A 22618-nucleotide genomic window follows, 5' to 3' on the forward strand; every position below is an offset into this window, starting at 1 on the left:
CACAAAAAACAGGAGGCTCCTGTGAGCTCAGGTGCAAAAGTAGTAGCCGCGTTTATTCGCGAGACAACGCCAGGAATCACGCCAACAGCAGGGGCGTGGAACCTGCTGCGTCGTTCTTCATTTGGTCTGAAACCAACGCAGAACACCAATGACAATGACGAAATCGCTGGTGACCGCATGGCGCAGGGTGTTTCACGCGGCACAGTGGATGTCGGCGGCGATGTCGGCACGCGGTTTCGCTGGAACCAGCATGATGATTTTCTTGCCAGCTGCTTCGGTTCCGAATGGGTAAATAACGTGCTGACGATGGGTAATGGTCGCATTACGTTCTCCGTGGCGACTTTTGCCAGTGATGTGGGGATCGCCCAGATTGCCCGCGGTTGCCAGGTTGGCACCTTCCAGATGGAAATCCCGGCCGATGGTGATATCACTGCAACCATTACGTTTGCAGGGCTGGACTGGGAGACGAAGGGGGACGATACCAGCTATTTCACCGCGCCGGTGGATTTAGCGGGGGCGCTGCGTTACTCCTTCAAAGAGGTCACGAACATCCGGCTAAATGGTGTTGATGGCGGGACAGGCTTCTGCGTCGACACCTTTAACATTCAGTTCAACAACAATATGCAGACTCAGCGCTGCATCGGTACCGGTTCGGCGTTCGCCGGCGCAAACATTCCGACAACCTTTACCCCGTCAGGTCAAATCACGCTGTCATGGTCAAAGGCTGCCTGGGAGGTTTACAAAAAAACGTTCACCGGCGAAACGGTGCCGTTTAGCTTCACGCTGGAGAATGCTGAAGGCGCCTATACCTTCGATTTCCCGGAAGTGCAGATCTCCGGCGACTGGCCGGATGCGGGGAGCACTGACATTGTTCAGGTTCAGCTGGATATCACCGCGGCCAATACGCCGCCAACTATTACCCGCGTTCCTGCCACTTCTGGCGGTGGTGATTAACATTGGCCCTCTTTGGAGGGTTTTTTATGGAGTTTTTATGCTGATTGTTACCCCGAAAATTGATTTAAATGGCGAGCGCTGGTTTTATCCCTACAAAAAGCCAGAAGGCAGCAAAAAGGAATTCTCGCCGGAAGAAGAATCGCTGTTCAAACTTCGCCTGCTGGTGGCCAGCAGCGAGAATCCGCAATATCGCTCTCGTAACGCGCTGGTGCGTCGCCACATCGATAAGATGGACGCAGGTTATAAGGTGGGGACAACGGATTTTAATCTCGCCAGCGTGGACGATATCGACTCTGTTGATGACCTGCTGATCGATAACGCCGCTCGGTTCCTGCTGAAAGGCTGGGAGGGAGTAGGTCAGTTAGTCGACGGCATAGAGGTTGCTCTCGACTACACCCCAGAACTTGGGGCCGCCATGCTGAAACAGCACCCGGCGCTATACTGGCTGATACTGGCTGAGGCGGCAAACATTGCTCAGGGTAAGGAGCAGCAGACTCAGGAAACCGTAAAAAAGCTATAGAGGCCCAAAAGTGGCTAAAGGAATTCGCCGGCGAACAGGGCGAGAAAGCAAAGTGGCGCAGGGAGAAGCTAAATCTCCCGCCCATTCCAGAGCCTGAAATCGATGCAGTCACTGGAGAGATCCTCAACGCTTACGCCATGATATCGCGCGGCAGAAAGTATGCCGGCATGGCCGGAGTGCCGCTCCCTCTATCCCTGAACGATATTGAGCTTTACCTGGCATCGCGCGCCATCCTGATCGACCGCATTGAGTTTGATGCAGCAATACTGGCCCTTGATGATGTCTGGAGGGCTGAGTGGGCGGAAGAGCAAAAAAGGCGGGCGATAGTGAAATAGCCTTATCATTGTTTAGCTGTCTCTATATGTTAGGATGTTTCTGATTGTAATCACAGGAAACATAAAATGAAGAAATTATTGATAGTGGCACTGGGGGCAGTGCTTTTAACTGGGTGTACAACGCCGGCTCGTAACTATGTGCCTCAAACAAAGCAAATCAGTATTCCGCCGCTAAATACAGTAACAACAACCTACGTTGGCGAGGATATGGTTAGGCAGGGAATTGATGCTAGCATTGATGCCATTCATTTCAATCAGGCTGTGGTTATAGGCTCAATCGGTGTCTATACGATCCCGGCAGGAGACTACGTAAAAATTGGAGAGGATTCAAAATCAGAGTTTTACTCTAATGTAGAAAGAACATCAGGTGCAGTTGTTCCTAACCGCTTCATGGTTAATGATCCCACACAAAGCATACAGCTCATGAAGAACGGCGAAATTTGTATTGTCACGATTTATGGTGGAACCAAGTGTGATACAGGCAAGCCATTTACGAAAGTAAAATTCCAGACCGAGCAACAATCTTCCTTCCAGCAAACTCTTATCTACAATGGGAAGGTCGGCAACAAAATTAATATTGGTTATAGAGAATTTCAAGGAGGTATGGCTCGGGCCGCTTTTTCTAATGAGGTAGAGTACGACCTTTCTGAGTCCAAAACGATACGTTATAAAGGGGCTGTGCTGGATATCATGGATGCAAATAATCAGTCAATAACCTTTAAATTGACTAGGAATTTTAATACAAATTAATAACTCCGGCCCATAATTTGGGCTGTTTTTTCATGAGGTGGGAGTGTGAGGATTCTTGGTTATCTAGCCATCTTAATAGGTGTGATCTTCGCTGTTTTTGCGCTATTTATGGATGTAACAGTATCAACAGATGATGGCTACAGAGTTAACAACCTTGGTTTAATGTCTTCACGACAAAATTACATGATATTTGGCGGATTCGTAGCGATTGCAGGAATCATCATCGTTTTGGTCGGTGAGAAGTTCAAACCATCCGCAAACTCAGTCAAATGTCCATACTGCGCAGAATTAATAAGCGCTGAAGCGGTGAAGTGCAAACATTGCGGGAGCGACGTCACCCCTTCGAAGACAATAGTTAGCGCTGACGATGCTGAGGCCAGTGATAGGTTGGCTGACGTCAATGTAAAGTTGATCGCAGGGGTTGTGCTGGCGGTCTTTGCGGCGATTATCGGCGCAATAATTTTTCACCGTCAATGAATTAAAAGCGTAACAGTTTCAAAAGCTCTAACCTCGCTTCGGCGGGGTTTTTTATTGCCCGGAGAAAGGTAAATGACTGAACAAACATCCCGCCTTGCGATCGTTCTTGATAGCTCCGGAGCAGAGAAACAGGCCGATAATCTCGCAACTGCACTGGTAAAAATGACGCAGGCAGGTGAACGTGCTGCCACCAGCGCTGTGAAGGTGACAAAGGCCACTGATGAAGAAAAACAGTCTCTTTCTGAACTCTTAGATCGCATCGACCCGGTAAACGCCGCCCTGAACAAACTGGATAAACAGCAGCAAGATCTTGCGAAATTCAAATCAAAGGGGATGGTAGATGCCGATACATTCGATCTTTATTCAAAGAAAATCGAGGAAACACGAAACAGGTTAACTGGATTTCGTGACGACCTTGGAAAAACCGGCCAATCAGCCGCACAGACTGCCTTTGCCATACGCATGATCCCAGCGCAGATGACCGACATTATTGTCGGCTTATCTACAGGTCAGTCACCGTTTATGGTGCTTATGCAGCAGGGCGGGCAGTTAAAAGATATGTTTGGTGGTATTGGTCCGGCAATTAAGGGGGTGGGCACCTATGTTATGGGGTTGGTTAACCCTTTCACTCTTGCAGCTGCGGCGGTCGGTTTTCTTGGTCTGGCCTATTACAAAGGCACTCAGGAGCAGGACGAATTTTATAAGTCTCTCGTTCTCACTGGTAATCTGGTAGGCAAAACTTCCGGTCAACTTGCCGATATAGCTGCCAGCGCAGGCATTGCTGCGGATTCAACCACTGGCAAAGCCGCATCAACCCTTAACCAATTGGTATCATCAGGCAAAGTTGCTGGAGATTCTCTGGAACGCGTGACAATCGCTATTGTTAAGATCAGTGATGCGACGGGTATTGCTACAGAAAAGTTGGTGAGCGACTTTAACGATCTAGCTGCTGATCCAGTAGCGGCTATAACCAAACTTAACGACCAATTCCACTTTCTGACACTGGCAACCTACAACCAGATTAAAGCGCTACAGGATGAAGGTAATCAGCAGGATGCTGCACGGGTGGCTACTGATGCTTACGCCAATGCCATGCAGCAGCGTGCGAATGATATTCATCAGAACCTTGGTCTTCTTGAAAGTGCATGGGACTCGCTGGGTAAAACGGCCAAAGGCGCCTGGGATGCGATGCTCAATATTGGGCGTGAACAAACACTAACGGATAAACTTGCCACCTTAAACGAAAATATTGCTGAAGCCCAAAAAGGGCAAAAAGATGGTGGATTCTGGAACAGTTTTAGCGCGAGGTTTACCAACCTCCCGGAGATGATAAAACAGAGAGATTTGCTCGAATCAGTTGCCAATCTTCAGGGGGATGTAACCAAAGGACAGGCGAAGGCTAAGGAAGCCGAACAGCAAAGAATTAAAACGCAGCAGGAAGCAGATCGCGTTAACCAGCAATATTTGAGCAATGCGGATAAGCGCAATAAATCTATTAAGCAGCAAAGCGAATTCCTGAAGGCTGGTGCAATTACTGCAGAGCAATATGCAAAAAACGTCTCACGTATTAACGAGATGTATAAGGACCCAAAGGCACCTAAGCAAAAGGCCTATACAGAGGACGCAGCAACCCGGCTGCTTGATCAGATAAACCAGCAGACTGCTGCCATGCAGTCCCAGTTGGATGCTAGTGACAAGCTTAACAGCGCAACCCAGGCGCGGGTAAAGTTCGAACAGCAAATTGCTGACCTCAAGTCTAAAACGCAGCTCACAGCCGACCAGAAATCGATTCTTTCCCGTTCAGATGAAATCCTCCAGGCGTATAAGCAGCAGGAGGCACTGCAAAACTCCGTAAAAACCCTGGATGATTACCGGAAAATGCAGGAACAGGTAAAGACGAAGGATGAGCGGACCAACGATCTGCTTAAAACCCGTCTTGAACTGCTGGAGAAAGCCAAAGCAACCGGGCAACTAAAACCCGGTGAATATGAAAAAACACGGGCAGACATTTATCAAAACACCGATATGCAACTGCCCTCGACGGTTCGTAATGTTGTAGGAAACCTGACACCCACAGGAGGGCGACTCTCTGGAACTTTTGAGGGGATGCAGGGGCAAATCAATGAATATGACCAGGCGCAGCAGGAGCTCCAGCGCTGGCTGGCAGCTCAGGAGGAAGCTTATGCGAAGGCCGGCGAAATAACTGCCGAGGGTGAGGCCAGAATGACGTCGATTCGTCAGCGTGCAGCGGATGCAAATCAGGTCATCGAGGCTCAGAAAAACACCATCATATCTGCGGCCACGCAGTCCTTGTTTGACAGTACCGCCGACATAATGCGAACGGGTTTTGGTGAGCAATCGGCAATCTACAAGGTTGCTTTTGCTGCGAGCAAGGCATTCGCTATCGCTGACTCTATGGTGAAAATCCAGCAGGCTATAGCAAGTGGGGCAGTAAGCGCGCCTTATCCGGCCAATATCATCGCTATGGCCTCAATCGCTGCGCAGACTGCCAGTATCGTCTCAAATATCCAGGCTGTTTCAGGAGTTGGCTTCGCCTCCGGCGGTTACACTGGCCCCGGTGGTAAGTATCAGCCCGCGGGTATTGTTCACAAAGGAGAGTACGTCTTCGACCAGGCGTCAACGAACCGGATCGGCGTGTCTCAGCTTGAGGCACTTCGAAATGGCCAACCGCTTGATGCAACTCTGGGGCGTACAGGGTTTGGTACTGGTGTTCAGAACGTTAACAGCGACAACAGCAGCAAGACCACCATCCATGCTCCCATTGAGCAGCATTTCCATACGCCGCCCGGTGTGACACTTGATCAGATGGCTCTCTCCATGGCTCAAACGCAGAAGCGGGCGACAACGGAAGCCCTGGATCAGGTTGCTGCGCAATTGTTGAGAGGAGATGGGAAAGTTGGTAAGGCAATGCGCAGAAAATATCCAGGCAGAGGGTTAGAGTGATGACTGATATCTACTACCCGCATGACAGTCTTCCGATGCCATTACAGGAAGGATACGGATTCCAGCCTGTAAGCCCGTTAAAACGTACCCAGTTAATCACCGGCCGCCCGCGGCAAAGGCGAGCTTATACGTCCACGCCGACGCAGGCCAGCATCACTTGGTTTATGGAAACCGATGCGCAGGGACTGGCGTTTGAGTCCTGGTTCCGTGATGCGTTATCTGACGGGGCTGCATGGTTCATGATGAAGCTGCAGACGCCGGCAGGCATTAAGTTTTACAAATGCCGCTTCACAGATATTTATCAGGGACCGGTGTTGGTGGCCCCGATTTACTGGAAGTACACGGCGACGCTTGAATTATGGGAACGCCCCCTTGCTCCTGCCCCATGGGGTAATTACCCGGAATGGATCGTCGGCAGCTCACTGCTGGATATTGCGCTGAATAAGGAGTGGCCGAAGCATGACGCAGATTAAACGCCTCTACGCCAGCAGCGGCCCGGAGGTGATCATTGAAACGCTGCAGATCACCATTGGTTCTGACGGCCATTATCTGTGCCAGGGTTACGAGAACATCACGGCAACGACGGAGAACGGCGATACCGTAACGTTTACCGCCTGTGCGATAGACATTGCGCTGCCGGCGCGTAATGCGGACGGTACGCAGGACCTCAAATTTGCCCTGTGCAATATCGATGGTGTTGTGTCCACGGCGATCCGCTATGCGCTGGCTAACCGTCTGTCTGCATTGCTGACGTACCGGCGTTATATCTCCACGGATTTAGCGGCCCCTGCGGAAGTGCCGTATACGCTGAAAATCAAGTCTGGTTACTGGACGGCGACAGAGGCGCAGATTACCGCGGGTTATATGAATATCCTTGATACAGCCTGGCCACGTTACCGCTACACGCTACCTGTATTCCCCGGACTGCGTTATATCAGCTAAGGAATCCCAATGTTCAACCCTGATAAATACCGTTCAGTCACCTGGCTGAAGGGCGGGCGCGTATACCCGCAACTCGACTGTTTCGGCATTGTGAACGAGATACGCCGCGATCTGAATTTACCCGTCTGGCCCGATTTTGCAGGGGTCACCAAAGACGACGGCGGCCTCGACCGGGAAGCGCGCAGGATGATGCTTACCCTTGAGCGCTGCGAACCCTGCGGAGGGGCCGGGGTGGCCTGTTATTCCGGATCAACCGTCACCCATGTGGGGATCGTAGTCAGTATCGAGGGTTTGCTGCACGTGGCGGAATGCAATCCGGGAACGAACGTCACCTTTCTGCCGTTGCCGCGGTTTAAGCGGCGATTTGTCAAAGTGGAGTTCTGGCAATGACCATTCGGTTTTATCCTTCTCGGCTTCCCGGAGAACCACTTGAAACGCATGAGCATGGTGTTACGAGCATTCGCAGCTGGCTGGTTGCCAATGTCGAAAACTATACCGACCGGGATGTCCCTCCGCTGACCGTTGAGGTTGAGGGGCAGTCAATTCCGCCAGGCGAATGGGCTAAGTGTGTGATTCGCCCTGATAGTGATGTCAGGCTTTATCCGGTTCCCTTCGGGCTGGAGGCCGCCACAATCGCGTGGATCGGCGTCGGTATCTCCGTTGCCGCTGCAGCCTATTCGCTGTTTATGATGAGCAACATCGATACGGGTGGCTATACCTCATCCACAGGGCGGAGTCTCGACCTGAACCCGGCAAAGGCGAATACCGCAAAACTCGGTGATGCCATTCGTGAGGTGTTTGGCCGGGTGCGTATCTACCCTGATTATGTGGTGCAGCCGGTTACCCGATTTGATGCCGCCGATCCGACGAAAATGCGCGTCCAGATGCTGCTGTGTCTAGGTGTCGGTGATCTGATTTATACCAATGGCGATATCCGGGTTGGCAGTACGCCAGCTTCAACGCTACCGGGATTCAGCAGCACCCATTACCCGCCAGGCGCGGACGTTTCCGGTGATGAGCGCAGCGAAAACTGGGTCAATTCCACCGAAGTGGGCGGGACGTCATCCGGCACCGGGCTGGATATGGCCCAGACGTCGCCGGACGCAGACGACATTATCGCAGACAGCATGACCGTCTCCGGATCGAGCGTGACGTTTACCGGGCTGGATACGGATGATGATGACGATAATGACGAGAACGATAACGCGCTGCCGCCCAGCTGGGTCGCTGGCGCCGTGGTCGAACTGAAAGCCCCGGCTAACTACCAGATCACTTCGGCGGCTGGATATAGCGTTATCGCCAGCCCGCTGCTGACGGAGATCGCGCCGGTGGTTGGTATGCCGGTGACGCTGGGGTTTAACTCTGTCGATTACGATCTGTTTATCGCGTCATATACTCCCGGTCAGGCTGCAGTGCCCGGCGCCGGGGGGAGTGCGGCAAAACTCCAGGCCAGTGCGGCCCCGACCACCTACGATTTTTCGACCAGCTCCAGCACGTTCACGATCACCTGGCAGGGGATTACCTACCCGGTGTCGCTGGTGGCTAACTACGTCTCGATGTCGGGACTGCTGGCGGCCATCACCGAGGGACTCACCGGCTCCGGCCTGGTTGCGCAGGACAATGGCGGAACTGTACTGATAACCGAGTCGGCCAGTCCGTTCGCGGGTGGGGCGATCACGTCCTCTTCGCTGCCTGCAGCTGTTTTCGGTGATGCCCCGGCTTACACCTCCGGCACGGCATCAACCGGCGGCAGCCCGGCGGTAACGGCGAATGTGACGCTTGCCTATAACAGCGCCACGGGAACGGCCTTTTCCGGCATGCCGGAGGGGGTGCAACGGCTTTCACTTGCTCACCGCGGGAATGAGTACCGGATTGTCTCGGCCGACGGCACAACGGCGACGGTGGCGCGCCTGGTTAATGGTGCCGTTGATGAGTCATGGCCGGGATTCACCGCCCGGACGATGATCGACTATGAGGCTTCTGGCCTTAACGACACGCTGAGCTGGCTGGGGCCTTTCCTCGTATGCCCTGAGAATGAAGTGGTGGATGCATTCGAGGTGAATTTCTCCTTCCCGAACGGCATCTGCGGCTTTGACAGTAAGGGCAAAAAACGGATCCGCCACGTTGAGTGGGAGATTCAGTATCGCGTCTACGGTTCCGGTTCGGGGTGGGTGAGTCACCAGGGCGAGTATGCGCTGAAAAACGTCAACGGATTAGGTTTCACTGAGCGGATCACTCTCAGCTCACCAGGGCTGGTAGAGGTTCGCTGCCGTCGGCGCAATGAGCAGGGCTCAAACAACGCCAGGGATTCGATGTACTGGCAGGCACTGCGCGGGCGACTGTTGACGCGCCCTTCATCCTATCCCGGCGTGTCGCTGATGGCAGTGACCGTTGAGACGGGCGGGAAGCTGGCGGCCCAGTCGGACCGCCGCGTAAACGTTGTGTCCACGCGGGCCTACGACTCAGGAACGGCCAGAACCATTTCTGGGGCGCTGCTGCATGTCGGGAACTCGCTGGGGCTGGAGATGGACGTCGACACCATCAACGCGCTGGAATCCGCGTACTGGACGCCACGGGGCGAAAATTTCGATTTCGCCACGGGCGACAGTATCTCAGCGCTGGAAATGCTGCAGAAGATAGCCAATGCCGGGAAGTCCCGCTTCCTGTTGAGCGATGGCCTGGCGACGGTAAACAGGGAAGGGATTAAGCCCTGGACTGGCGTGATCACTCCGCATGAGATGGTGGAGGAGCTGCAGAGCGGATTTACCGTACCGTCCGACGATGATTTTGATGGTGTCGACGTGACGTACATCAACGGGACTACCTGGGCAGAGGAGACCGTTAAATGCCGGACGCCGGACAATCCCACGCCGGTGAAAATCGAGAACTACAAACTCGATGGGGTACTCAATCAGGATCACGCCTACCAAATCGGGATGCGCCGCCTGATGAAATACCTGCAGCAGCGGGTGACGTTCCAGACCACTACCGAGCTGGACGCGCTGTGCTACAACACGGGCGATCGCATCGTGCTCACGGATGATATTCCGGGTAACAACACGATTTCCTGTCTGGTGGAGGCGATGACAACGGCTGGTGGCGTGACAACGTTCACCGTTACGGAGCCGCTGGACTGGTCTTTCGAAAATCCCCGAGCGCTGATCCGCTATCAGGATGGATCTGCATCCGGGCTGATGGTGGCGAGCAGGGTGGGTGATTTTCAGCTGTCAGTCCCGCACCTGAGCGAGTTTGATGACCCGATGAAGGTTGACCTGTCGTCGGCAACCATCGAGCCGATCCGCCTGGTGTTCTGCGGCTCAACGCGCCACGTCTACGACGCCCTTGTAGAGGAGATCGCCCCGCAGTCTGACGGAACATGCCAGGTCACCGCTAAAGAGTACCTCGAATCGTTCTATGCCTACGACGACGCTACATACCCCGGCGACGTCGCGTAATACCCCATAACAACCCCTAATTAACTCTTTTCGCTCAAACCCTCGTTTGGGCGAATATCGTTTTGGAGCAAAAAAACATGGCCTTTGATCCGCCTCTTGGGAGCACTTCGCCCGCGGTGCTGCTCGATAACGCCACTCGCCTGGATAATCTGCTGAATAGCCTGGCGCTGGTCTTCCCTGACCGCGCAGGCGAATTGCTTTACACCTGGCGTGGCATCCATCAAAATCTGATCCCGCTCAGCAAGCAATACATGACGTTAGCAGCTGCGCAGGCAGATATCGTGAATATCCCTGAGGGGAGCACCACGTATTACCGCAGCCCGGATGTTAGTGCTCTTGCCGTCGAAGTGATCAATAACGGCGGTACACTTGAGGAAACTGGAAGGAAAATGCCTTCAGGTGCGGGGGTTGATGCAAAAGTAAGTGCTTTATATGAATACATAAATGATAAAATTGGCACCATTAATGTTTTGCTTAGCGAAATCTCCTCACTTCCGCTAACTAAGTTTACCAGTATCTCAATGCCTGGTGACACTGTAGTCAATGTCGGGAAAGAATCTGTTTTACGCATTAACTCCCTGTCAGCTGCTGAAACTTCTGACGCCCGCAACCAGAAAAACACACTAAAAGTAACCAATCTGCAAAGCGGTGTCACAACAGTAATTGCAGAACTACTTCCGGCTGAATACTTTGCTGATAATGTACTTAACTCTCCCTATCACTCTGTCCAGCTGGCAAAATTAAAACCGTCAACAGTTTTTTATGATGCCACTAACTCAGTAGCCAGAGCAATATTTGACAACATTCCACTTGTCAATACTTTTAAGTCAATTACTGCCTACGCTGTGATTGACAAGTCAGGCGATTTTATTTCCGGTAACACCGGTGCGTATGGCTCAGATGGTAAATATTGCACGCTGTACTCTAACCCTGACGGATCAACCTCAATCCAGCTAACATTCCCCTATTCTGATATTACGGGGGCAGGGTTTAGCATTACTGATGATGGTGTTAAAAACTATTTCTATGCCTCATTTGATGATGTGCATCTTTATTACAGAAGTACCGATGTATCAGTATATAAAACGGCTTACCTTGCCAAATTAAGCGCCGAACCTGCGACAATTTCTGTAAACGATTATCTGACCATTGACGCAGATATTCTTTATTACAACGGAATTTCCAGGCAGAACACTGACAATAACCCTTTTACCCGTTTTGTTGCTGATGTAGTAAATGACATGGCTACCAACTACAGTGGTCCTGTCGAGTTAAAAGTGAGTTTCCCTGCAGGAATGGTGTTTGGTCACAACTGCATTAAGGTATCTGACGCTGAAGGAAACGTGTTTGATGCGCAATTTTCTGCAGATGATTTCGTGAACCTTCGCTTTCAGTCAACTGAAGGTTATCACCCTGATGGCTCATTCAAAACGGGGGCCGTGTGGATCGTCGATTCCGTATCGGCGGGACAAAAAAAATATTATAACGTGGATGTTTTTGGTTATCGCTATGATGACACGATCTATTCCGAAGGCCTGGAGTACTACGCGCCTTCTGATGCCCTGAAGCGTTATAACATTAAAGTGGGTGATTTGTATTACCGCTTTGGTTTTGCCGGTGGAGCCTATGGCCTCACATCCATTGATGCTGCTAAAAATGATGATATCAACCGTATCAGATGCACGCTAAGCCCGCAGCATCGCTACGTGACTGCAGGCGCTCAGGTTATCGAATATTTCACCTACAACGTTACGCTGAAGGTCATCAATACCGGCCCACTTTTTACCGAGATTGAGCGCACAGGCTACAATGCCGCCAGTGCCGTTTATGCGGCAGGCATTATTAAGGCCACCACTCGCTTCCGCATTTTTAAAAACGGAATTGTCGTTGTGAAAAATATGGTGACTGCCCTGGAGGATATTCCTGTTGGTAAGATGTGTGGAGCAACTATTAGCTCTAATGTTATTTATAAAAACGGGACGACTCCAGCCTATTCCGGTACCGCTGCTGCAGCAATCACAACCGGAAATACAGCCGGTAACGGCAGGTTTTCCTGGGTGCCGACCATTGTAAACGGGGATATTCACAGGGATGGAACCTCTGCGGGCCCAACCAGACCGACAGGCATCACGATGACGAATGCCGCGTCAGAGTTTACGCTGGGCGTAACCACAGGCTGGCAATATTCATCCCTGTCGGATTATTCATTTCTTAACTGGCCGGTTGAGAAAAACTGGACATGGACCATTGAAGCCTGGCTGAATGCCAGTGAAACTGAAACAGACCCGTTAACGCTTGCGAAGAAAGTTTACAATCGGCCTGTGGGTTTTGCGCGTGGCGGGAGACTTCCTAACTTTGCAGTAAAAGAAGCTGAGAATAAGCTGAGAGTATTGCTTGATGGGGTTGCTGACTTCTGGATGAATGGAGACTCAGCTGGAATAGGCGGTATGGTTTCGAATGCCGGGCCATATGATATTAATACCCCGTGGGGATACCTTGCATATCGTGAACTGCAAAAGCCCTCACCTAATATTGCGGCAGTATGGGCCAGGTTTAAACGGTGCTGGGATGATAACTGGCGAAGCACAAATATCGGAACCCGCTATCTTGAGGGGGTTATTAATGTTGCTGATTTGGTCACTCCGGTACTCAAACCATGTGTTTCTGTATATCGTGCGGCTGAGTTTTTGGGTGACACCGCAACAATGGCGGCAATGCAGCCTTATATTAAGTCCTGGGCTGACGCAATGGTTACAGCAGTCGCAGCAAAAGGAGGTGTGCCGAACACCTATACGCCATCTTCAGTCAGTGCCGCCGTGAATATTAATATCTACGGCATGCTGCTTGTCGCGCTGGCAATCCACGCCGGGATGGATACTGGCGGAGCTTACCAGTCATGCTATAACACGGCGCTGACGAATCTGACCAATAGCAGCACCATTGGTCGATATCTGCCAAACATGCTGGATTCGATGCCAGTCAGCACCTCCCTGGCAAGGAGCCGGTGGTACAACTACGATATGGACCTGGCGCCTGACTACCTCATGATGACGGAGTTACTCGGCGGAACGCCCCTGTTTAACAACGTCAACTATGGACTTCAGGGACTGTGCGGTGATGGCAGGCTGAGGGGGATTGATTTCATTATCTCTGAAAGCCGAAGGGGGATCATTTCGACTCCGGTTAGCGTTGCATTGACAATGATGCTGGTTCGACGGGTATCAACCGGGAATGCTCTGCTGGCTTGTGTTCAGGCCTATGAAAAAGACTATCTTACCAATCCGTATTCGTCCGGACGTTTCTATGGTTTCTCCCCACGCCTGGCGTCTGGCATACCAACGACCATCTCAAGTCATAACAAAGTGATGATTGAGATGCTGTCATCTTATTTTGTACACCAGATTGCAAAAGGTAAGGCGTCAGGAACGTAACTCTACTCGCCCCGAAGCCTGAAGCTAAAGGGCGCAAAACATACTCATACATCCATGCAGATTTAATGCCATTCATCGGCTTCCCCCGGGTGGCACCGGGGGATAGTTTTAACTAAACCTTCCTGCCACCGCGGCGATCTCCTCCGCGATGACCTGCAGCGCTGTTTTGCTGACCAGTGTAAGATCGTCAATTCGCGCACGGTAAAACCGACCGGCAAAAGGTGTGGTGTCCGCCAGGTTTGATCCGATGCCATTCAGGTTAACAGCCGCCGCCGGATAAGCGATTTTCCCCGTCCAGATGCCCTCATAAGCAAGAACCCCATCCAGATAAACCAGCCCCTTTTGCTGCGTGCCATCAGCCGACTCCTGATAGCGGACGCCCAGGCAGTGCAGATTGCCGTCGGCCAGACTGCCGATGTAATCCTTAATGCTGTAGTTAATGCCACGCACGCATACCGTCAGCGCCGTGATCACCCCTGCCGTGATGGTCGGATAGACCTGAATCAACCGGTTAGCGGTAGTGGCGTAACTGGTTGCCCCAATCCCCACCCAGACATTACTGAAACCATCAGCGCCAGCATTCGCCGGATCGATTTTCAGCCAGAACGTATGCATGTAGTCTTTCATGGCCGCTGTCGGAATAAACCCCGCCGGCAGGCGCAGGTACTGGCGCGACGTTTTATCGAAAATCAGCCCACCGGTAGTGCTGTCAAAGTTCAGGGCTACCGAACCCACGCTGGCCGGGTCATCCAGAAAGCACAGATTTTTGAGCTGGGCGCCGGGTGCCAGGTTTTTCGCCCCTCCCGCCCAGTTATGTTTCACATCGATCATCCCCAGCGTACCGGCATTGATGGACGGGAAATAATATAATTTTGACCCGGTGTCATTCACCCAGTCGGTGCTCTGTTCGACCTTACCCATTATTTAACCCATCCTTTATGTTTGAGAAACTGGCAAACGAAATTTGCGTTAACTTCTGCCCCGACGTACAGCGCGCCACTCATCAGCGTCTGTGACGGATGCAGCGTGTCGTATTTCAGGGAAGCAGGTGTGGTGTCGTCGGCGATATTCTGCACATCGGTTGCATTCGCCGGGTTGTAGTGGTGTTTGAAGTTCTGCAGCAGGTCAACACCATCAATTTCACAGTAGAACTCCGGCAAGGCCGCTTTGAGCCCTGCGTTAATGGCATGAATACGCTGATAGCCAGCAGAGCCTCGTGTTTCATCACCGCGTGTAAACTGAGGGCAGACACAGGGCAATTTCCCGATCGGCTTGAGATAATTGACGGTATTAATTACGTTATTTACCACTTCGCTGACGCTGGTTGTGTTGTTACGCCCGCAGGTCAGGATCAGAATGGCCTCATCGTGATCAGGATACAGCACGCCAGCAGGCATCGAGCCCAGCACGTCAGAGGTGGTATAAGGGTAAACAAAGAGCGGTGTCAGCACGCTGACAGTCTTTGCACTGCCCGCCGTATCACGGGTAAAGCTGGCCTGCACGCCATCCCAGTTAAACGTTCCGTCTACGCCAGCCAGCTGGCATTTTATGGCCGCCATTGCCCCGTTTGATGCAGAGGCATGGGGTCCCGGTACGTTCGGTATCAGGTTGACCGTCCCACTGGCCGGAATTACTCCATCCACCGGCATACAGTAAAAGGGATCGCCCCCCTGGCGGGCAGCAACAGCAGTGCTTCTGAGCCCTGATTTGCCAAAGTTGTAGGCGGGTAAACCTGTCAGAGCATGGAGGGTATTCATAAAAACGGGGTTTTCCATGAACGAATCGCCCCAGCCCGCCAGGACGCGCCGGGAAATGACAGGATGAATTTTGCCACTTTCCGCCAGATAAAATTTCCCGCCGGGTACGCTGCTGTCCCTGTCCGAAGTCCAGGAAAGCACACCGCCGCCATCAACTACCGGGTCCGTTTCATTTGCGGTGCCATCAGTCACCTGCGACAGCTGGCCGGTCTGGTTATTCAGCAGCATGATCTGGCTTTTCCCGTCCACCATTTCTGTGAACGGGAGCCGTGTTTCCGTGCGTTTGGCGATCACGTCCCGCAGGTCTTCACCGTCGAGACGGATTTTTTTTGCACTGAGTTCAGGCACTGACAGAGGCAACAGCAAATAGCTGGTACCTTCACGGGTATAGCCCTGAATATTTCCTGATTTATCCAGCCAGATATTGTCGTAGCCTTCCCAGCCCTCATACGCGCCGCCGGGTTGAAATGCCTCCGGGTCCAGGAACTTGCTGGACTGAGCCAGGCCAAGCAGGTTTGTGGCGAGGACAGCCGGGGGAATAGCTACCGGATCAACGGCGATACCGTCAACAAGAACGGTGTCCGCCTCCAGTGTCGGGACCCGAACCGGCAGGAAGTACTGCCGCACGCCATCCTTTATCCAGTACTGCAGGTTATTCTCAGCATCGATAAAGATATCTTCAGCGTTGATCGCTTCGTAGGCTGTGCCTGTTACCCCGGCCTTAAAAAAACGTGTGGTGTCAGCCAGGGGAAGCAGAAAACCGAGCGACTCAGTCAGCTGGTTTAGCAAATCCTGAGACGGCATTTTGCGTCCGGTAGGCTGAGCAGTACCAGAAACATTCCTGTATTCAACAGCGAGCGCGCTGTTGTCAGTGCTCCTGACGTAAAAATATGAACCAGCGGGGATTGTTCCGTTATTAATCGCCGCCTGCGCATCGGCCTCTGTGGCGTATTGTTCACCGAGGGGGATCAGCGTCAAACGAATGGTTTCCATCGCTGCTGCAGAACTTTCCAGGATTGCGGCGATGATTTTTCGCCATGAGTCCAGCGGTTGCCCGGCACGGTCGGGAACGGTAGCCGCGGGCCCGTTAACGAGTTCGTCCAGGCGAGTGGCGTTATCGAGCAGCACCGCGGGCGAAGTGCTCCCAAGAGGCGGATCAAAGGCCATGTTTTTTTGCTCCAAAACGATATTCGCCCAAACGAGGGTTTGAGCGAATGGCCGCGGCTTTTTACAATCAACTATTTCAAGGAGTTAGATAGTGCTGATTGGCTATGCGAGGGTATCAACCGGGGATCAAAACCTCGATTTACAGAAAAACGCGCTGATCCGCGCAGAATGTGAGCTGGTTTTTGAGGATATGGCCAGCGGGAAAAATGCCCGGCGGCCAGGGTTAAAGCGCGCCTTACGGCGGCTGCGACCGGGTGATGTGCTGGTGGTGTGGAAGCTGGACAGGCTTGGCCGCAGCGTGCGTGATCTGATTACGCTCGTGTCTGAGCTGCAGGCGCGTGGGGTGAATTTCCGCAGTCTTACTGATAGCATCGACACCTCGACGCCTGCGGGACGTTTTTTCTTCCACGTCATGAGCGCCCTGGCGGAAATGGAGCGCGAGCTGATCGTCGAGCGTACCCGCGCCGGTTTAGCCGCTGCGAGGGAGCAGGGGAGAGTCGGCGGCCGCCGCCGGGTAATGACCACTGAGGTTGTGGAGAGATGCCGCAGGATGCTGGAGAACGGTGCTACCAGGCAACAGGTAGCCGATGTGATAGGTGTGGATGTGAAGACGATCTATAAGTATTTACCAGCATCAAATTGAAATTAAATGCGATATTAATCTGATTTCTATGCGATTTGACACTATAAATGTGTTATGGATGAACACCAATATAAAAATTATCGACCTTCTTATCATTAAAATTGATGCCGCAAATGTTCACAGTTGTGGCATATTAAAGTTAAGATTCAATGCTCTAAGTGAGCGTGTTTTAAACGGTTTCTACCTGATCTCTTGGCTTCGTATAGTTTCGAGTCTGTAATTTTGAATATGTCGTCAAATGAAATGTTACAATCTGACTTCGGAAATATAGTTACAGCGCCAATGCTGACAGTGATTTTTCTTTGAAGGGTTGAAATATCTTCGATGGATTTTCTTAATTTTTCGCATGCCGTTAAGCATTCGCTGTCAGTTGTGCCTGGGATAAGAGCAATGAACTCTTCACCACCGAATCGCGCAACAATTCCTTTTTTATTCAATGTATCGGTTAAATTGAGTGCTACATACTTTAACGCTTTATCACCCTCCTGATGGCCAAAGTCGTCATTATATGATTTAAAATAATCTATATCGATAATGGCTAGAGAGAAAGGTTCAAGGTTACATTCTGCCTTCATTTTTACTTCGCTGAAGAAAATCATGAACTTTCTTCGGTTGTAAATACCAGTTAATGAATCAAAAGTTGCCATTTTTTCTAACTCTTCATTTGCTCTTTTGAGTTCCTTTTGTTTTTGTATAACATCTAATTCCATTTTTTTACGATCGTCAATGTTTTGGATTTGAGATATATAATATATGGAATTGTTAACTTCATTTTTCATCATTGACACGCTCAAAAGACACCAAATACACTCATGATTGGATTTGATGTATCTTTTTTCGAGTTCGTAATGTGGTATTTCACCATTTTTTAAGGATTCTAAAAGCTTGAGATCAAGGTCAAGATCGTCTTTATACGTTATCATTTGGAAGTTTGTTGACAGTAAATATTCCTTTGTATATCCAAGCATATTAGTAAGGGCTTGATTGACTTTTATCCATCGTCCTTCTTCTGAAACGATAGCCGTCCCAATTGTGGAATTGTTAAATATCTTTTCAAGTATCTGATTTGATTCTACTAAAGATTGAATTATACTCTCTTTTTCTTTTGTTAAAATATCTATTTCTAAAAGTGATGCTATTCCTTCAGCCATTAGACCTATGAATTCATGATCTTCACTGTTAAAATTTTCTAATTTGACATTTTTTGATGAGAAATTAATAGTTCCCCAAATGTTATTTCTCACAAATATTGGGGCTGCAATATATGATTCGAGTGACATGGATAAATAAACAGGATGTTTTTTTAGTAATGGGTGATGCCCTGCATTATTCACGCTTATGATTTTTTTCTCTGCCACTACAGCTTGGCAATAAGTATTTTCGAGATTAAATATCATTCCTGGATGAATATCTTTATGACCGCTAGAGCCAATTATTGTATATTTGCTGTTTTCTATCCTGCTTATAATTCCTATCTCTAAATCAAATGCTTTAATTCCTTCATTAATTATCCTGATAAGAATATCTTCCAGGTGGAAATCTCGGTGAACGAGCGAGTCATAAAGAGAGTGTATTCTGCCGCTATGTCTTTTTTGCTTCATTTTATCCTCCTTGAGTTTTTTATTATGGGAACGATATGATTATAGCACTAATTTTTAAGTTTGCTAAAATGTATATTTTATCTTTCTTAGGGAATGAGGGGGAAGGTTGTTGAGTTCAGTATGATTGTGAGGGGGGGATTGTAATTTCCTGTAGGGAGAGAGGGAAAAAATGATTCTGTTTGTGATTTATAGTTATTGCCATGAAAATGATGCCCATGATATTTTCACATAGGCATCTATGAGCATGTTAAATATCAAATTTATCCACTATACTAACATGAAGACGAACATCAATATTTCCTCTGGTTGCGTTTGAATATGGACAAACCTCGTGACCTTTCTTTACAAGTTCAATTGCTGCTGTCTTGTCCAGTCCACGTACTTCAACATCTAAATCAATATCCAGAGAAAAACCGCCATTCGCATTTTGTCCAATCCCAACAGCACAAGACGTTTTGGTCGAAATACCCTCGAGTTTTTGTTGCTGTGCGATATGAATCAGAGCGTTATCAAAACAGGCTGCATAACCCATAGCAAACAATTGCTCCGGATTGGCGCCAGTTTTACCACTGTCATTAGTGAAGCTGACTAAATCGAGGCCAAACGAACCGTCATCTAAGTCTACTCTGCCATCACGACCACCGACTGACGTTGCACTTGTTTTATAAAAAATTTTCATAGCCATTTCCTTACTAAGTTTGTTTGTGTGCGATTAAATCGTGTGATAATGATATCCAAAGATTGAGTCTTGTCAATGTGCTTTTCAGAAAAAATCGTATGCGATATACTTGGCTTAAAGTATATGGGGGCAGTTATGAACGAAAATGCAAGCCTGTTTGAGCAAGGGGATTTTCCGAAGCTTGAGGATTTTCTCTGTTTTGCCACTTACACTGCTAACCTTGCCTTCGGTAAGGCTTACCAGCCTTATCTGTCAGAGCTGGGGTTAACATACTCTCAATGGATTACATTGTTGGCATTGGCGGAAGAAGATGGACTAACCGTTAATCAGTTAGGTGAGAGATTATTCTTAGCGTCAAGCACCCTCACGCCAATGTTAAAAATTCTTGAGAAAAAAGGAATCGTGACCAGACAGCGCTCAGTCGAAGATGAGCGTAAGGTTCACATCTTTCTTACGGATGAGGGCAGAGAATTGCACAAAGCAAGCCATCGGTGCATGAAAGTGTTTTATTCACTAGGACTGACACTTGAAGAGGTGCAACTCTTGCAGAAGACAATTATCAAGGTAAGAAATAATTTACTGCAATCTTGACCTTCTTAACTAGCAAGCTGTTTGAGGTATAAAGGTTCCAGCTTGGGCTCTGGTTCCGACTATGGGGTACTGTGACCTGCTCAAAGTCATGTGACTCAGCCTTAGCATTTATTGGTTGTTCTGCTGCTACAGTCCGCGTAGAGCGAGAAGCGGACGCCGGTATGAAGTTAACAGACGCCCGTTAATATTACGCGGAAAGATTACTTAACCCGTTTCCCTGTATCATCAATGACCTTTTCGCCATCTTCTTTGGTAAAAGCGCTTTTCTGGCCTTCAGGCAGAATGTCCAGCACAATTTCTGAGGGACGACAAAGACGTGTGCCAAGCGGCGTCACGACCACCGGTCGATTAATCAGGATCGGATGTTGAAGCATAAAATCAACCAACTGCTCATCAGAAAATTTGTCTTCATCAAGCCCCAGTTGCTCATAAGGTTCGACGTTCTTACGCAGCAATGCACGTACTGAAATACCCATATCAGAAATTAGTTTGCTAAGCTCATCACGAGTCGGGGGCGTATCGAGATAATAAATAATGGTTGGTTCGTTACCGCTGTTACGGATCATCTCCAGCGTGTTACGTGAGGTGCCACAGGCCGGGTTGTGATAGATGGTAATATTGCTCATATCAATATCTCGCTACAAGGTGACAGAGAGTCGCCACGCCAGCACGGCCAGAGTGACGAAAAGCACGGGCAGGGTCATGATTATGCCGGTGCGGAAGTAATATCCCCAGGTGATGGTCATGTTTTTCTGTGCCAGCACATGTAACCACAGCAGGGTTGCCAGACTGCCAATCGGAGTGATTTTCGGGCCTAAATCGCAGCCAATCACGTTGGCATAAATCATTGCCTCTTTGACGACGCCAGTCGCCGTACTTCCGTCAATCGACAACGCACCAATCAGCACCGTCGGCATGTTATTCATTACCGACGACAGGAACGCGGTCAGGAAGCCGGTGCCGAACGTTGCTGCCCATAACCCCTTTTCTGCCAGCAGGTTTAGCACGTCAGATAGAGACTCCGTGAGCCCTGCATTGCGCAGGCCATAGACCACCAGGTACATGCCCAGTGAAAAAATAACTATCTGCCATGGTGCATCGCGCAGAACTTTTCCTGTGTTGATGGCGTGACCTCTTTTCGCCACTATGAACAGTACTGCTGCGCCAGTAGCGGCTATTGCACTTATCGGGATCCCAAGAGGTTCCAGAACAAAGAAACCGACAAGTAGCAAAAACAGGACAATCCAGCCCGCCCTGAACGTTGCCGGATCCTTTATCGCACTGGCAGGCGTCTTCAGCAGCGAAACGTCATACGTCACCGGAATATCCCTGCGGAAGAAGAGATGCAGCATGACCAGCGTGGCCGTAATTGCGGCCACATCTACGGGGATCATCACGGAGGCATACTGCGTAAAGCCCAGACCGAAAAAGTCCGCCGAGACGATATTCACCAGGTTAGAAACAATGAGCGGCAGGCTGGCCGTATCTGCAATAAATCCTGCGGCCATGACAAAGGCTAGTGTCGTGCCCTGACTGAATCCCAGTGCGAGCAGCATCGCAATTACAATCGGCGTAAGGATCAGTGCGGCTCCGTCATTGGCAAACAGTGCAGCAACAGCAGCCCCAAGCAAGACTATCCAGCTAAACAAAAGGCGCCCACGTCCGTTACCCCAGCGGGAGACGTGCAGTGCGGCCCATTCAAAGAAGCCGGACTCATCGAGCAGCAGGCTGATGATGATGACCGCAATAAATGCCGCTGTCGCGTTCCAGACGATATTCCAGACAACGGGAATATCAGCGATATGGATGACTCCGGTTATCAGCGCCAGCACAGCCCCGATACTCGCACTCCAGCCAATACTCAGGCCTCCGGGTTGCCAGATCACCAGTATCAACGTCAGTAAAAATATACTCCCCGCCAAAAACATCTCAGACCCCGTTATATATGATTATGTGAATTTGTTTTCTTTTCTCAGCAGGAGGTGCAGGCTGATTTATCCAGCCATTTACGCAAATCCTCCCGCATACACTGCCAGGACGTCGTGATTGTCTCAGCTGCCCATGCCGGTATGTGGGGTGACAGACGATAGTGGATCCATTTGCCTTCACGACGGTCCAGAACCAGCCCAGCCTCACGAAGGATAGCCATATGTCGCGAGACTTTGGGCTGTGATTCGGAAATGGCTGCGCAGATATCACAAACGCACAGTTCTCCTGACTCCCGGAGAATCATGACGATGGCGAGCCGAGTTTCATCCGACAGGATTTTGAAAAGCTGAACAGGTTGTAGCATTTTTCACTCCGTTCCCTTTAGAATATATATATGATAAATCATATGTGTTAAATTTGAAA

At 50.2% G+C, this 22618-nt stretch carries 20 protein-coding genes; 13 read left to right on the plus strand and 7 right to left on the minus strand.

The window, feature by feature from the left end:
* Nucleotides 1–21: 21 nt before the first annotated feature.
* The 11 genes from QLG03_RS04135 to QLG03_RS04185 all read left to right on the plus strand — a co-directional run bounded on the left by QLG03_RS04135 (nucleotide 22) and on the right by QLG03_RS04185 (nucleotide 13828).
* The gene (locus QLG03_RS04135; RefSeq protein ID WP_072413061.1) at nucleotides 22–954 is read left to right on the plus strand and encodes a phage tail tube protein; all 933 of its coding nucleotides are present in this window, start codon (nucleotides 22–24) and stop codon (nucleotides 952–954) included.
* Nucleotides 955–991: 37 nt separating this feature from the next.
* Entirely contained in the window at nucleotides 992–1474 is a 483-nt protein-coding gene (locus QLG03_RS04140) for a hypothetical protein (protein ID WP_040182785.1), read from the plus strand.
* A gap of 167 nt (nucleotides 1475–1641) precedes the next feature.
* On the plus strand, nucleotides 1642–1809 hold the full coding sequence (locus tag QLG03_RS04145) for a hypothetical protein (RefSeq protein WP_282473593.1): 168 nt from the start codon (nucleotides 1642–1644) through the stop codon (nucleotides 1807–1809).
* A 66-nt stretch (nucleotides 1810–1875) separates the two neighbouring features.
* Nucleotides 1876–2559 carry a hypothetical protein gene (locus QLG03_RS04150; protein WP_004190632.1) on the plus strand — a complete coding sequence of 228 codons (684 nt, stop codon included), beginning with the start codon at nucleotides 1876–1878 and terminating at the stop codon, nucleotides 2557–2559.
* Between the two features lie 45 nt (nucleotides 2560–2604).
* A complete protein-coding gene (locus QLG03_RS04155; RefSeq protein WP_041937622.1) occupies nucleotides 2605–3036 on the plus strand; it encodes a zinc ribbon domain-containing protein in 432 nt (143 codons plus the stop codon).
* A 72-nt stretch (nucleotides 3037–3108) separates the two neighbouring features.
* Nucleotides 3109–6000 carry a phage tail length tape measure family protein gene (locus QLG03_RS04160; RefSeq protein WP_282473594.1) on the plus strand — a complete coding sequence of 964 codons (2892 nt, stop codon included), beginning with the start codon at nucleotides 3109–3111 and terminating at the stop codon, nucleotides 5998–6000.
* Nucleotides 6000–6473 (plus strand): hypothetical protein, encoded by a 474-nt coding sequence (locus QLG03_RS04165; RefSeq protein WP_219714076.1) that lies wholly within the window; start codon nucleotides 6000–6002, stop codon nucleotides 6471–6473. Before QLG03_RS04160 ends, QLG03_RS04165 begins: the two co-directional genes overlap by 1 nt.
* Entirely contained in the window at nucleotides 6460–6942 is a 483-nt protein-coding gene (locus QLG03_RS04170) for a DUF1833 family protein (protein ID WP_274578594.1), read from the plus strand. Before QLG03_RS04165 ends, QLG03_RS04170 begins: the two co-directional genes overlap by 14 nt.
* 9 nt (nucleotides 6943–6951) lie before the next feature.
* Nucleotides 6952–7332: a nitrite transporter gene (locus tag QLG03_RS04175; RefSeq protein ID WP_080935782.1), complete on the plus strand. Its 381-nt coding sequence runs from the start codon at nucleotides 6952–6954 to the stop codon at nucleotides 7330–7332.
* Nucleotides 7329–10397 (plus strand): host specificity factor TipJ family phage tail protein, encoded by a 3069-nt coding sequence (locus QLG03_RS04180; RefSeq protein ID WP_282473595.1) that lies wholly within the window; start codon nucleotides 7329–7331, stop codon nucleotides 10395–10397. The genes QLG03_RS04175 and QLG03_RS04180 overlap by 4 nt, the downstream gene beginning before the upstream one ends.
* Before the next feature lie 77 nt (nucleotides 10398–10474).
* Nucleotides 10475–13828 (plus strand): hypothetical protein, encoded by a 3354-nt coding sequence (locus tag QLG03_RS04185; protein WP_349017249.1) that lies wholly within the window; start codon nucleotides 10475–10477, stop codon nucleotides 13826–13828.
* Between the two features lie 108 nt (nucleotides 13829–13936).
* On the opposite strand, the gene QLG03_RS04190 is transcribed toward QLG03_RS04185, so the two are convergent.
* Both QLG03_RS04190 and QLG03_RS04195 read right to left on the minus strand, forming a co-directional pair.
* A complete protein-coding gene (locus QLG03_RS04190) occupies nucleotides 13937–14749 on the minus strand; it encodes a hypothetical protein (protein ID WP_282473597.1) in 813 nt (270 codons plus the stop codon).
* The gene (locus tag QLG03_RS04195) at nucleotides 14749–16752 is read right to left on the minus strand and encodes a hypothetical protein (RefSeq protein WP_282473598.1); all 2004 of its coding nucleotides are present in this window, start codon (nucleotides 16750–16752) and stop codon (nucleotides 14749–14751) included. Before QLG03_RS04195 ends, QLG03_RS04190 begins: the two co-directional genes overlap by 1 nt.
* Nucleotides 16753–16843: 91 nt before the next feature.
* On the opposite strand from QLG03_RS04195, the gene QLG03_RS04200 reads away from it, so the two are divergent.
* Complete coding sequence (locus QLG03_RS04200) at nucleotides 16844–17395, plus strand: recombinase family protein (protein ID WP_072421971.1); 552 nt, start codon at nucleotides 16844–16846, stop codon at nucleotides 17393–17395.
* Between the two features lie 146 nt (nucleotides 17396–17541).
* Here QLG03_RS04200 and QLG03_RS04205 read toward each other — a convergent pair whose 3' ends face one another.
* Complete coding sequence (locus QLG03_RS04205) at nucleotides 17542–18996, minus strand: sensor domain-containing diguanylate cyclase (protein ID WP_072421970.1); 1455 nt, start codon at nucleotides 18994–18996, stop codon at nucleotides 17542–17544.
* Between the two features lie 247 nt (nucleotides 18997–19243).
* Nucleotides 19244–19675: an organic hydroperoxide resistance protein gene (locus tag QLG03_RS04210; protein WP_063942102.1), complete on the minus strand. Its 432-nt coding sequence runs from the start codon at nucleotides 19673–19675 to the stop codon at nucleotides 19244–19246.
* Nucleotides 19676–19810: 135 nt separating this feature from the next.
* Here QLG03_RS04210 and QLG03_RS04215 point away from each other — a divergent pair, with 135 nt between their 5' ends.
* Nucleotides 19811–20266, plus strand: a complete 456-nt coding sequence (locus tag QLG03_RS04215) for a MarR family transcriptional regulator (RefSeq protein ID WP_117128717.1) — start codon at nucleotides 19811–19813, stop codon at nucleotides 20264–20266.
* A gap of 200 nt (nucleotides 20267–20466) precedes the next feature.
* Here the strand turns inward: QLG03_RS04215 and arsC are convergent, their stop codons facing one another.
* The 3 genes from arsC to QLG03_RS04230 are packed head-to-tail and all read right to left on the minus strand — an operon-like array spanning nucleotide 20467 to nucleotide 22559.
* On the minus strand, nucleotides 20467–20892 hold the full coding sequence (gene arsC, locus QLG03_RS04220; RefSeq protein ID WP_072421969.1) for a glutaredoxin-dependent arsenate reductase: 426 nt from the start codon (nucleotides 20890–20892) through the stop codon (nucleotides 20467–20469).
* Nucleotides 20893–20904: 12 nt separating this feature from the next.
* On the minus strand, nucleotides 20905–22194 hold the full coding sequence (locus tag QLG03_RS04225) for an arsenic transporter (RefSeq protein ID WP_072413073.1): 1290 nt from the start codon (nucleotides 22192–22194) through the stop codon (nucleotides 20905–20907).
* A 44-nt stretch (nucleotides 22195–22238) separates the two neighbouring features.
* On the minus strand, nucleotides 22239–22559 hold the full coding sequence (locus QLG03_RS04230; RefSeq protein ID WP_072413074.1) for a transcriptional regulator: 321 nt from the start codon (nucleotides 22557–22559) through the stop codon (nucleotides 22239–22241).
* Between the last annotated feature and the right edge of the window lie 59 nt (nucleotides 22560–22618).

The organism is Klebsiella sp. V115_8 (assembly GCF_029967715.1).
GTDB classification, from domain to species: Bacteria; Pseudomonadota; Gammaproteobacteria; order Enterobacterales; family Enterobacteriaceae; genus Klebsiella; species Klebsiella quasipneumoniae.

What these genes read in the sequence shown, in the direction of transcription:
- QLG03_RS04140 (WP_040182785.1), top strand. Translation starts at nt 992, where the DNA reads ATGCTGATTGTTACCCCGAAAATTGATTTAAATGGCGAGCGCTGGTTT.
- QLG03_RS04195 (WP_282473598.1), bottom strand. Translation starts at nt 16,752, where the DNA reads ATGGCCTTTGATCCGCCTCTTGGGAGCACTTCGCCCGCGGTGCTGCTC.
- QLG03_RS04180 (WP_282473595.1), top strand. Translation starts at nt 7,329, where the DNA reads ATGACCATTCGGTTTTATCCTTCTCGGCTTCCCGGAGAACCACTTGAA.
- QLG03_RS04185 (WP_349017249.1), top strand. Translation starts at nt 10,475, where the DNA reads ATGGCCTTTGATCCGCCTCTTGGGAGCACTTCGCCCGCGGTGCTGCTC.
- QLG03_RS04175 (WP_080935782.1), top strand. Translation starts at nt 6,952, where the DNA reads ATGTTCAACCCTGATAAATACCGTTCAGTCACCTGGCTGAAGGGCGGG.
- arsC (WP_072421969.1), bottom strand. Translation starts at nt 20,892, where the DNA reads ATGAGCAATATTACCATCTATCACAACCCGGCCTGTGGCACCTCACGT.
- QLG03_RS04205 (WP_072421970.1), bottom strand. Translation starts at nt 18,996, where the DNA reads ATGAAGCAAAAAAGACATAGCGGCAGAATACACTCTCTTTATGACTCG.
- QLG03_RS04210 (WP_063942102.1), bottom strand. Translation starts at nt 19,675, where the DNA reads ATGAAAATTTTTTATAAAACAAGTGCAACGTCAGTCGGTGGTCGTGAT.
- QLG03_RS04215 (WP_117128717.1), top strand. Translation starts at nt 19,811, where the DNA reads ATGAACGAAAATGCAAGCCTGTTTGAGCAAGGGGATTTTCCGAAGCTT.
- QLG03_RS04230 (WP_072413074.1), bottom strand. Translation starts at nt 22,559, where the DNA reads ATGCTACAACCTGTTCAGCTTTTCAAAATCCTGTCGGATGAAACTCGG.
- QLG03_RS04225 (WP_072413073.1), bottom strand. Translation starts at nt 22,194, where the DNA reads ATGTTTTTGGCGGGGAGTATATTTTTACTGACGTTGATACTGGTGATC.
- QLG03_RS04170 (WP_274578594.1), top strand. Translation starts at nt 6,460, where the DNA reads ATGACGCAGATTAAACGCCTCTACGCCAGCAGCGGCCCGGAGGTGATC.
- QLG03_RS04160 (WP_282473594.1), top strand. Translation starts at nt 3,109, where the DNA reads ATGACTGAACAAACATCCCGCCTTGCGATCGTTCTTGATAGCTCCGGA.
- QLG03_RS04165 (WP_219714076.1), top strand. Translation starts at nt 6,000, where the DNA reads ATGACTGATATCTACTACCCGCATGACAGTCTTCCGATGCCATTACAG.
- QLG03_RS04190 (WP_282473597.1), bottom strand. Translation starts at nt 14,749, where the DNA reads ATGGGTAAGGTCGAACAGAGCACCGACTGGGTGAATGACACCGGGTCA.
- QLG03_RS04150 (WP_004190632.1), top strand. Translation starts at nt 1,876, where the DNA reads ATGAAGAAATTATTGATAGTGGCACTGGGGGCAGTGCTTTTAACTGGG.
- QLG03_RS04145 (WP_282473593.1), top strand. Translation starts at nt 1,642, where the DNA reads ATGGCCGGAGTGCCGCTCCCTCTATCCCTGAACGATATTGAGCTTTAC.